Annotated in this window: 8 protein-coding genes and 1 pseudogene; 2 read left to right on the top strand and 7 right to left on the bottom strand. The window is 61.9% G+C overall.

From position 1 onward, the window contains the following. The first annotated feature begins 560 nt into the window (after nt 1–560). Nucleotides 561–1,733 (top strand): branched-chain amino acid ABC transporter substrate-binding protein, encoded by a 1,173-nt coding sequence (locus AB4Y42_RS43040; protein WP_368697755.1) that lies wholly within the window; start codon nt 561–563, stop codon nt 1,731–1,733. Between the two features lie 124 nt (nt 1,734–1,857). On the opposite strand, the gene AB4Y42_RS43035 is transcribed toward AB4Y42_RS43040, so the two are convergent. The 7 genes from AB4Y42_RS43035 to AB4Y42_RS43005 form a co-directional block, all read right to left on the bottom strand. After that, on the bottom strand, nt 1,858–2,610 hold the full coding sequence (locus AB4Y42_RS43035; protein WP_035514516.1) for a FadR/GntR family transcriptional regulator: 753 nt from the start codon (nt 2,608–2,610) through the stop codon (nt 1,858–1,860). A gap of 178 nt (nt 2,611–2,788) precedes the next feature. Further along, nucleotides 2,789–3,541, bottom strand: coding sequence for an SDR family NAD(P)-dependent oxidoreductase (locus AB4Y42_RS43030; RefSeq protein WP_368697754.1), 753 nt, complete (start codon nt 3,539–3,541; stop codon nt 2,789–2,791). Nucleotides 3,542–3,574: 33 nt separating this feature from the next. Next, nucleotides 3,575–4,315 carry an SDR family oxidoreductase gene (locus AB4Y42_RS43025; protein ID WP_368697753.1) on the bottom strand — a complete coding sequence of 247 codons (741 nt, stop codon included), beginning with the start codon at nt 4,313–4,315 and terminating at the stop codon, nt 3,575–3,577. 33 nt (nt 4,316–4,348) lie between these two features. Then, on the bottom strand, nt 4,349–5,545 hold the full coding sequence (locus AB4Y42_RS43020; RefSeq protein WP_368697752.1) for an NAD(P)/FAD-dependent oxidoreductase: 1,197 nt from the start codon (nt 5,543–5,545) through the stop codon (nt 4,349–4,351). A gap of 38 nt (nt 5,546–5,583) precedes the next feature. Then, complete coding sequence (locus AB4Y42_RS43015; RefSeq protein WP_368692606.1) at nt 5,584–6,414, bottom strand: NAD-dependent epimerase/dehydratase family protein; 831 nt, start codon at nt 6,412–6,414, stop codon at nt 5,584–5,586. A gap of 10 nt (nt 6,415–6,424) precedes the next feature. Then, complete coding sequence (locus AB4Y42_RS43010) at nt 6,425–8,107, bottom strand: hydantoinase B/oxoprolinase family protein (protein ID WP_368697751.1); 1,683 nt, start codon at nt 8,105–8,107, stop codon at nt 6,425–6,427. A 3-nt stretch (nt 8,108–8,110) separates the two neighbouring features. Further along, nucleotides 8,111–10,222: a hydantoinase/oxoprolinase family protein gene (locus AB4Y42_RS43005; protein ID WP_368697750.1), complete on the bottom strand. Its 2,112-nt coding sequence runs from the start codon at nt 10,220–10,222 to the stop codon at nt 8,111–8,113. A gap of 513 nt (nt 10,223–10,735) precedes the next feature. On the opposite strand from AB4Y42_RS43005, the pseudogene AB4Y42_RS43000 reads away from it, so the two are divergent. After that, nucleotides 10,736–11,126, top strand: a pseudogene (locus AB4Y42_RS43000) (electron transfer flavoprotein subunit beta/FixA family protein); the annotation flags it as partial.

Raw genomic sequence — 11,126 nt, 5'->3', positions numbered from 1 at the left:
GTCCGGGAACCAGGCTTCTTCTCCGCAGACTGTGTCAAAGTGGTGCCCATCAGATTGGAAATGATGGGCATCACTTTGATGTCGCCCTCAGCCACCGTCTATAACGGCCGGCACGAGCCGCTTACGCTGGGCGTGGCGTAGTGGCGTTTCCACGGAAAGGAAATTCATACAGCGCCACAAGGCAGGCCCGTACCAGACTTGGGTGTGCCTAACGGGAAACCTGCACGAAAATCAAATGCCCTCCGATGGTGATCTGCGGCTCCACGTTCGGGATTCAATCAACATTTAGTGGGTGCCTGCAGATTCCGTGGGTGAGCAGGCGGGATGTCGACACCCATGAAATCCCTGGTGAGCGCGCCCTTTTTGACTTATTGACATATGACGTCTCACCTAATACCTTGACGAGTAAGCCGACTCGATGACGGCGGCCGCCGCAGGCCTCGCGCTTCTCTGGAAGGTCAGCGCACGCCCAGGTCATCGGGAGCTGGCGAGCCGTCTCTGTCTGGCAAAAACGGTTCGACCGAATAGTTCTCCCTGACCACAACACGTTGAGGTTTCCCATGAAAGTACCGTTTGCATACAGGCGCGTTGCGCTCGCCGTTTTCGTGGCGGCGGGCGCCGCGTCGTTCAGCGCAGCCGCCTTCGCCGGCGACGTCGTCATCGGCTTCGCCGCGCCGCTGACCGGCGGATCGGCGCACTACGGCATCGATCTGAAGCGCGGCGCGGAACTGGCGCTCGACGACGCCAATGCACAGAAGCTCGTCATCGGCGGGCAGCCCGTGCATTTCGTGCTCGACGCGGAAGACGATCAGGCCGACCCGCGCGTGGGCTCGCAGGTGGCGCAGAAGATGGTGGACGCGAAGGTGGCGGGCGTAGTGGGGCACTTCAATTCGGGCACCACGATCCCGGCTTCGCGCATCTACAACACGGCGGGCATTCCGATGGTCTCGCCCACGGCGACCAACCCCACGCTGACCTCGCAGGGTTTCGGCAACGTCTTTCGCGTGGTGAACTCGGACGCGCAGATGGGGCAACTGGCGGGCCACTCGGCGGTGGAGGCGCTCAAGGGCAAGAGCATTGCCGTGATCGACGACCGGACGGCATTCGGCCAGGGCATGTCCGACGAGTTCGTCAAAGGCGTGACCCAGGCGGGCGGCAAGATCGTGGACCGCGAATTTGCCACGGACAAGGCCGTCGACTTCAAGGCGCAGTTGACCCGCATGAAGTCATTCAATCCCGACGTGGTGTTCTGGGGCGGGCTCGATCAGCAGGCGGGCATGCTCGTCAAACAGATGCGCCAGCTGGGCATGCGCGCAACGCTGCTGGGCGGCGGCAGCTTCGAGAACGAAACCTTCCTCAGTGTCGCCGGCGAGAGCGCGAACGGTTCAGTGTCGTGGGACTACGGCGTGCCGCTGTCCAAAATGAAGCAAGGCAAGGAATTCGACAGCAAGATGAAGGCGAAGTACGGCGAGGGTGTCGTGGCCTATGCGCCTGCGGCGTATGACGCGACATGGGTGCTCGTCAATGCGATGAAGAAGGCGAATTCGACCGACCCGAAGGTCTACGGCCCGTTCATCAAGTCGGTCGCGTTCACGGGTATTTCGGGCAACATTGCCTTCATGCCGAACGGTGACATGAAAGACCCGGCTGCGACGTTCTACAAGGTGATCGACGGGAAGTGGGTGCCGCAGGCGGTCGCGTACGGCGAAAAGGTCTCGGCGCTGCAGAACTGATTGCGTGGCGGGTGTCGTGCCTGATTATCGTCTGATTAATCAGGAATGCAGATAAAAACTCGACACCGCTTCGCCATCGATCCAACTGGTGCATGTGCGCGGAGCGTTCGTTCCGCGCACATCTTTACTCGACGCGTGTACTCGACAGATTGTGGTACCGCTCGAGGCTTTCGTTCAGATGGCGACGCATGGCGCGGCGCGCGGCCGCCACGTCCTGCTTTTCGATGGCGTCGAGAATATCCGCATGTTCGCGCTGGATGCGCCGGATATAGGTCTTGCGCTCCTTCGCATTCGCTTTCCCATGTTTGAGACGCAGATCGATGATGATTTCCTGACCCAGCGTGCGCAGGATGGACGCGAAATGGGGATTCTCCGAGCATGTTGCGACGGCGAGGTGGAACTCGAAATCGGCGCGCGCGCATTCGGCGTCGTCTTCCACGGAGACGATCTCCATGCGCGCGTAGACTTCCTTGAGCGCACGCAGGTGGGCTTCGGACCGGCGTTGCGCCGCGTAGGCCGCGCATTCCGTTTCCACGCCAATCCGCAATTCGAGCACGTGCATCGAATTATTGAGCGTGGTGCCGTCGATGAAGTCGGGGCTCGCCGGCTGATTCGGTGCTTCGGAAACGAACACGCCCACGCCATGCCGCGCGATCAGTCGTCGTCCAAGCTTGAGCGAGGCAACGGCTTCGCGCACCACGGTGCGGCTCACGCCAAATTCTTCGCACAGTTCGGGTTCGGTCGGCAACTTGCCGCCCGGCGGATATTCGCCCCGGTCGATCTTGTCGTTGAGTGCCTGAATGACGAGTTCAGTCAGGCTGCGCCGCTTGCCGGAACTCGCAGCATTCTTCAGTAGGGTTTCAGCGTCCAGAGTCATTCCGAGTGCTCCACACCGGATCAGGAGAGCGCTGCAATTCACGGATGCAGACGTACCGCGTGGCGCGGCAGTTGCTAGTCGCGTCTGACCTGCGCCGTATGACATACTATGACTGTAACACAGTCCGGCGCAGGCTCATCCCGCCCGCCGTTGCGGCTCAAGCGGGTATTGATTTCCATCAAGCGTAGATATAGCCGCCGCTTACGATCACGTTCTCACCGGTGGCGTAGGTGTTGCGCTCGCTGGCCATCATGACGACCCACTGCGCGATCTCTTCGGGCTCGGCGGCGCGGCCCAGAGGATTGGCGCTCGCGAGTTCCCCGAGGAAGCCGAGCTTCTTTGCACGGTCCGTCGCGAATCCTGCGGGCGCGACCGAGTTCACGAGAATGCCGTCCTTCGCGACTTCCTGGGCGAACGACTTCGTGAGGCTCACGACCGCGGCCTTGGTCGCCGCATAATGCGCGTTTTGCGGGTGCGCCTTGAATGCGTCCACGGACGTGATGTTCACGATGCGCCCGGCAACGTGCGCTTCGACCTTCGGGCGGCCGCGCATGTGCTCAATAGCGGCGACCATCATGTGATACGTGCCCTTGATGTTGACCGCGTTCTCCAGATCCCATTCGTCGTCGCTGATTTCGAGAATAGGGCGGCGCGGATAGATCGCCGCGCTGTTGACGAGGCAATCCACGCGCCCGAGCGCGCCCAGCGCCTTCGCGAAGACGGCGTGCGCGGATTCCTTGCGCGTGATATCGCCTTCGGCGCCGAACACCGTATGGCCTTCCGCCTTCAAATTGCCCACGGTTTCCTCGAGCAACGGGCCGTTCTTGTCGATCAGCGCGATGCTGTGCGCGCCATCGGCGAGCATCAGTTTGGCGACAGAAAGGCCGAGACCCGAGGCGCCGCCGACGATCACCACTCGTTGATTTTTCATGATGCGTAGATTTCCGGTTTTAAAGCAGGGTTTTCAGTCGACCGTGACGATTTGCGAGCCGCCCGCTGCCTGGTCGGTGGGGAAGACTTCCATGCGCGAAACGTCTACCGCTTCGGGCAGGGCGAGCGCCGTCGCGATCAGTTCCGCGATATTTTCGGGCTGAATCGAACGGTAGGCTTCGTAGAGCTTTTCGTTTGCGCCTTGCTCGCCGAGCGCCGTGCGATAGAGATTCGTCTGCACGCGGCCCGGCGCGATTTCGGTGACGCGCACTTTCGTGCCGAGCAGGTCGCAGCGCAGCGAATCGCAGAACATGCTCACGGCGGCTTTGGTCGCGCCGTAAACAGCGGTGTTCGGATGCGGAAAACGGCCCGCGCTCGAACCGATGAAAAACAGATGGCCGCGCTTGCGCCGCACCATGCCGTCGAGCGCGAGTTGCGCGATATGCAGCGGCGCACGCAGATTAATATCGATCATGTTGTCGATATCGGCCGGGGTAGTTTCGCCGAACTTCGCGATAGCAGGCAGCAGCCCGGCATTGTTCACGACGACGTCGATCGCTTCACGCTCGAACAATTCGCGCAGTGGCGCGATATCGTGCAGATCGACAGCGAGAGGCGTGACGCCGCATGCACTCGCGAGCGCGTCGAGCGCCTTCGCGTCACGGCCTACCGCGTAGACCTTCATGCCGTCCTTGACGAGCCGCTCGGCGATCGCGCGGCCAATGCCGCTCGACGCCCCGGTAATCAACGCGGTTTGATACGAATGGGAACTCATGTCAAAAGCCTTCGTGGAAGAATGGGGAGGGCATCAGATCACGCCTTCTTCGAGAAACGGCTTGTTCTCGACCACGCGCGCATAGCCGAGCGGCGCGAGATCGAGCGAGCGATAGCCGCCGTACACGATCAGTTCGCTCAGACCGCGTCCGACCGCGGGCGACTGCTGCAGGCCGTGGCCGCTGAAGCCATTCGCAAAGAGGAAATTCGTCACCTCGGGATGCGGCCCGACGATCGCATTGTGATCGAGCATGCAGAAGTCGTAGTGACCGGCCCACGAATTCACGACCTTGATCGCCTCGAATGCGGGAATGCGTTCCGCGAGTGCGGGCCAGATGACTTCGTCGAATTCCGCATGAATCACGTCGAAGTCGTTGACGTCCGCGAGCGGGTCCGGGTCGGGGTAGCAGCCCGTGAGGTAGTACTTGCCTTCGGGGCGGAAGAAGATGCCGGTCGTGTCGATGGTGAGCGGCACGACGCCTTCCAGCGGCGTGCGGCAGTCGAACACGAACAGGCAGCGCTTGCGCGGCTCGACGGGAATGTCCAGCCCTGCGAGGCGCGCCATTGCCGGGCCGCAGGTGCCCGCGGCGTTGACCATCAGGCCGCAGCCGATCGTCTCGCCGCTCTTGAGCACCACGCCCGTGATGGTCGAGCCTTCGCGCAACACGTCGACCACTTCGTTTTCGATGTATTCGATGCCGAGCGAGCGCGCCTTGCGGCGCATGCCTTGCAGCAGGCCGTAGCTGTCGAACCAGCCTTCGCCCGACTGGCCGTAGACACCGTTGACGAGCCCTTCGGTGTTGAGCCACGGAAAGCCGGCTTTCAGCTGGTCCGGATCGAGCAGCACCACGTCGGCGCCGCATGACTGCTGTGTGGCGCAATTGCGCTCGAACATCGGCGCGCCGTTCGCATCGCCGAGATACAGGTAGCCGTTTTCCTTGAAACCGAGTTCGGGCGCATCGCCATTCACAGCCACGCGCTCATGAAAGTCGCGGATGAACTCCGTGCCGAACTGCGAGATCTGAATGTTCAGCGGATTCGAGAATTGATGCCGGATCGACGCGCTCGACAACGCGGTCGCCGACTTCGCATAGGTCCAGTCGCGTTCGATCACGAGAACCGAGCCGTTGAAGTCGGGATTCTCCGCGAGGAAATACGCAGTCGCGCTTCCCACGACCGCGCCGCCCACGATCACCACGTCGTAGTGAGGCTTGAGTGCATGCTGTGCCATCTCAGTGTGTTCCAGATAGATCGGTGGGGAAGCGGGGCTCAGTTATCCTTCGGGTCTTCGAAATGGCCATCCGCCGCGAACTGGCCGCCTTGAAAGCGCACAGCCGGGTTGCGCGGATCGCCCACTTCCGTGTTCGCATAGACTTCGGCGCGATAGGCATCGGCGGAGTCCTTCGGTCGGTAACCGAGGTACGCGGCCTGCGTGTTGTCCCAGAAGTTCGCGCTGTTGTTCGAGTTGCCGTACACGATCATATGGCCGACGCTCGGCGTCATGATCGACTGCACGCACAGGTGCGAGAAGTCGTCATACGAAAGCCACGTCGCGAGCATGCGGCGATCGACCGGCTTTGGAAAACACGAGCCGATGCGCAGACACACCGACTCGATGCCGAATTTGTCGAAGTAATAGCGCGAGAGATTTTCGACGAAGGTCTTGCTCACGCCATACAGGCTGTCCGGGCGCTGGGGCGAGTGCGCGTCGATCGTCTGCGTGCATTCGTAAAAGCCGATGGCGTGCACCGAACTCGCGTAGATCACGCGCTTCACACCGGCCTGGCGCGCGCCTTCGTAAATGTTGTAGCTGCCGACGATATTCGAGTCGAGAATGACCTGAAACGTGTTCTCGCGCGGCGCGCCGCCCATATGGATGACCATGTCCACGCCCTTGAGCATTTCGAACACGGCGTCGCGATCGGCGAGGTCGCAGATGAAGTGCTTTTCGTTCTCACGCACTTCTCCCAGCGACTGACGCGCATTGAGGCTCAGCGTTTCGGCATAGGGGCGCAGGCTTTCGCGCAGCACGGAGCCCAGCGCGCCGCCCGCGCCCGTGATCAGGATGTTCTTGAACGGCGGCTTGGTGATGTCGGTCATGCGTTGCTCCTTACTGTGGGTTCGACGCCGCGAGTGCGTCGAGCGTGAGGCCGTAATCGTCGCGCAATTGCGCTTCGGAGATGTATTCGTTGCGGATGTCGCGCAGCAGCGCTTCGCGATCGCGAAGCGCTGGCGCACCGACGCCGCCGCCGCCCGGCAGCGAGAGCGTGACGCGCTCGTGCTCGCCGACGAACTGCGTGCCTTTGCCCTTCATGCGCGTGCCGTCGGACAGCGTGACCTGTCCGGCCGCGCCTTCCTTGCCGCCCGAGCGGCCGCTCGCGGGATGATCGATACGATCGAACATTGCGTTGAAGCGGAACTGGTAGCCCTCGCGCGGACCGATTTCGACGATCTGGCCGAGGCCGCCGCGATGCTGACCGGCGCCGCCCGAGCCAGAGCGCATTTCCTTGCGCCAGACGACGATCGGACCGACCTGTTCGGTGGCTTCTACCGACATCGCGTGCACGCCGCTTGGAAACGCCGTAGCCGAAAGACCATCGAGTTCTGCGCGCGCACCAGTGCCGCCGCTGTTGAACATGAGGATTTCGCTGCCCTTGAGGCCCGAACCTTCCTGCGCGGCTCGCGCACTCACGTGCAGATTCCAGAGCGCGCCCGCGCCCTCGGCCGGCACACGATTCGGCAGGATCTTGTTCAGCGCGCCGAGGACCAGGTCCGGCACGAAGTGGCCGAGCACATGGCGCACGGCAACCGGGCTCGGCCGTTGCGCGTTGAGAATGCAGCCTTCAGGCGCCTGCACGCGGAAGGGTTCGAGCGAGGCTGCATTGTTCGGCACTTCTGGCGCGATGATGCACTTGAGGCCGTAGCATGCGTAAGCTTTCGCATACAGCAGCGGGACGTTGATGCCGAACGGGCTCGAAGGCGACGTGCCCGCGAAATCGGCGAGCAGATGATCGTCGGCGACCGTGAGCGTGACGTTGAGCTTCACCGGCGTATCGTAGCCGTCGAGCGTCATCTCGTTCGTCTGCGTTTGCTTAGGCAGCGCGGCAATGCGTTCGAGCGTCGCTTCGCGGCTGCGGGCAAGAATGAATTCGCCGATCCCTTCCACGTCCTTGAGCTCGAACTCCTTGAGCATTTCGATCAGGCGCTTGTGGCCGGTCTCGTTGCACGAGGCGAGGGCGTAGAGATCGCCGACGACCTTATCGGCTTCGCGCACGTTGTTGCGCAGGATGTTCACGAGATCGCGATTCACTTCGCCGCGCTCGATCAGTTTCATGATCGGCACGAACAGACCTTCTTCGTAGATCTCACGCGAGTCGGGACCGAAGCCGCGCCCGCCGATATCCACGACGTGCGCGGTGCTTGCGAAATAGCCGATCAGTTCGCCATTGTGGAAAGAGGGCGAAACCACAGTGAAATCGTGCAGGTGGCCGGTGCCTTTCCACGGGTCGTTCGTGAGGTACACGTCGCCCTCGTACATGCGCTCGACGCCGATGTCTTTCATGAAATGCTCGACGGCTTCGGCCATCGTATTCACATGGCCGGGCGTGCCGGTGACGGCCTGCGCGAGCATGCGGCCGCGCTGGTCGAAAATGCCCGCTGATAGATCGCCCGCTTCGCGCACGCTGGTGCTGAACGCGGTGCGGATGAGCGCCATGGCCTGTTCTTCCACGACGGAAATCAGGCGGTTCCACATGACCTGCATGTGGATCGTATCGAGATTGCTGAGCGACATGCTTTACTCCTGATTGGCCTTGGCGGCATTCAGTTCTTTGGCGACGACGAGCAGGCAGCCATCGGGCTGAACCATGGCGTCGAAGGAGGAGGTGACGAGCGTCGACGTTTCCGGCTCGACGATGATCGCCGGACCTGTGACGCTCTCGCCGACCTTCAGCGTTGCGCGCTCGACGATAGCTGCTTCAACGAAGCGATGCAGTGCGGCGTCGAAGATCTTGCGCGTCTTCGGCGGCACGACGGCGTCGCGCGACGTGAGCAGCTTCAGGCGCTCCACGGGCGGCAGCGGGGAGCTGGCCTTCACTGCCCAGCTTACGATTTCGATATCGAGGCCGTCGATCGGGCGGCCGAAATATTGCGTGTAGGCGCGCGTGAACGCTTGCGTGAATGCGTCGCGATCTTCGGCGGTGAACTTGCGCCAGGGGAACGCCACGGGAATTTCCCAGCCCTGGCCGACATAGCGCATGAACGCCTTCACCTCGACTTCGGGCTCGGCGTCGCCCGAACCCTGGCGCGCGAAGCGCAGGGCTTCCTCGCTCAGTTCACCGACGATGTCGTTGAGCACCGCAGCGTCGAAGTCGTTGAAGCGCATGGTTGCACTGCGCACGCTTTCGTAGCCGAAGGGCGCGCGCAGGAAGCCGATGGCGGATCCCACGCCGGCACCCGGCGGCACGATGAACTTCTTGATGCCGCTCTTTTCGCACAGACGCGCGGCGTGCAGCGGACCCGCGCCGCCGAACGTGATCATCGTGTAGTCGCCGATGTCCTTTCCGCTTTCCACGGCATGCACGCGCGCCGCATTGCTCATGTTCTCGTCCACGACTTCGGCGACGCCATACGCCGTTTCATCGGGACTCAGATGGATCGCGCCGCCGACCTGTTCGACCATCGCGCTCGCTGCCTTGTCGGTGGAGAGCACGATGGTGCCGCCCGCAAAATTCGCGGGATCGAGGCGGCCGAGCAGCAGGTCGGCGTCGGTCACGGTGGGCTGCACTCCGCCGCGCTGATAGCACGCGGGGCCAGGCTCCGAAGCCGCGCTATGCGGGCCCACGCGGATCTGGCGCATCACGTCGAGCGAAGCGATCGAACCGCCGCCCGCGCCGATTTCCACCATCTCCACGACGGGAATCGAAATCGGCATGCCGCTGCCTTTCTTGAAGCGATAGGTGCGCGCGACTTCGAACGTGTTGGCCGTCTTCGGCGTGAGGTCGTCGATCAGGCAGATCTTGGCTGTGGTGCCGCCCATGTCGAACGAGAGCACCGTGTTGAGATCGTAGCGCGCTGCGATATGCGCAGCGAAGATCGCGCCGCCCGCGGGACCCGATTCGACGAGGCGCACCGGAAACTCCGACGCGCTTTCGATCGAGACGATGCCGCCGCCCGAGTGAATGATGAAGATGGGGCAAACGGCACCCGCCGCGCGCACCTCGCCGAGCAGGCGGTCGAGATACGACTTCATGATCGGGCGAACGTAGGCGTTCGCGCAAACGGTGTTGAAGCGCTCGAACTCGCGGATCTGCGGCGACACTTCGCTGGAGATCGACACCGACACGTGCGGCAGACGCTTTTCGAGTGCGTCGCGCATCATGCGCTCGTGCACGCCGTTCACGTACGCGTGAATGAAGCCGACTGCGACGCTTTCATAGCCGCGTTGCTCGATGCGGGCCGCGATGGCATCGATCTGCGCTTCGGTGGGGGCGAGCAGCACGCCGCCTTGAGCGTCGATCCGCTCGGCGAGCGTGAAGCGATCGCAGCGCTCGATGAGCGGCGGCGGCAGCTTGATGTTCAGATCGTACTGTTCGAAGCGGTTTTCCGTGCGCATCTCGATGGTGTCGCGGAAGCCCTCCGTGGTAATGAAGGCCGTCTTCGCGCCGCGGCGCTCGATGAGTGCGTTCGTCGCGAGTGTGGTGCCGTGAATGATGACGCCAATGTCCTTCAACCCGATGCCAGCCTTCGCGGCGACGATACCCACGCCCTTGATGATTGCGCGCTCGGGCGCCGTGTAATCCGTGAGGACCTTGGTGGAAAAAAGTTCTCCACCCAGCTCCAGCGCGACATCGGTGAACGTTCCGCCGATATCAACACCTACCCGTGCCTTGTCGTGACTGGCCACCATGACTCTCCTGTTCAAAGCCTAAACGTATACGGAATGCGTGTTCCGCGAACTGCTGTTGACGATCCTTGTGGGGGGCGCTGGCGTGCGTGCCGCACCTCGATTTTCGCGTGCTCGTTGAAGCGTGCCTGGCGTCTCCGAACGTTATTTTTTGCTCGTTGACATATGATGAGTGACGTCTTACAGTGCTGTCAACACGAACAAAAAGATTTTCATGTTTCGTGGCTTCTTGCCGTACCGGGTTACTTCTGTAACACATTGTTTTTCATGATTTATTGTTCGTGTCATGGCAGCGAAAGAGGTTCCTTGCCACGCGGTTATCAGCGTAAACACTGATAGGTTATCGACGCTTAAAAAATTAACTTTTCGTGGAATTTAAGGCGATGCGGCGACGCCACCTGTAGCAGTCGTGTGTTGTTACGGAAGATGCATTAATTAGGGCTATGAAATATTCATGTCGCCGCACTGAGTGCGGCTTGCCGTCGACGTGAAAGGGTAGGACGAAAGGGAACAATGATGAAAGTTCTGGTAGCAGTGAAGCGGGTCGTTGACTACAACGTGAAGGTTCGGGTGAAGTCGGATGGCACGGGCGTCGACCTCGCCAACGTCAAGATGTCGATGAACCCGTTCGACGAAATCGCCGTGGAAGAAGCGGTGCGTCTGAAGGAAGCGGGCGTGGCGACGGAAGTCATCGCGGTGTCAGCGGGCGTGACGCAAGCGCAGGAAACGCTGCGCACGGCGCTGGCCATCGGCGCGGATCGCGCGATCCTCATCGAGTCAAACGAAGACCTGCAGCCGCTGGCTGTGGCCAAGCTGCTGAAGGCGCTGGTCGACAAGGAACAGCCGCAACTGGTCATCCTCGGCAAGCAGGCCATCGACGACGATTCGAACCAGACCGGCCAGATGC

The organism is Paraburkholderia sp. EG286B, assembly GCF_040965655.1.
Taxonomy (GTDB): Bacteria; Pseudomonadota; Gammaproteobacteria; order Burkholderiales; family Burkholderiaceae; genus Paraburkholderia.
This window is presented reverse-complemented; position numbering and strand designations above follow the sequence as displayed.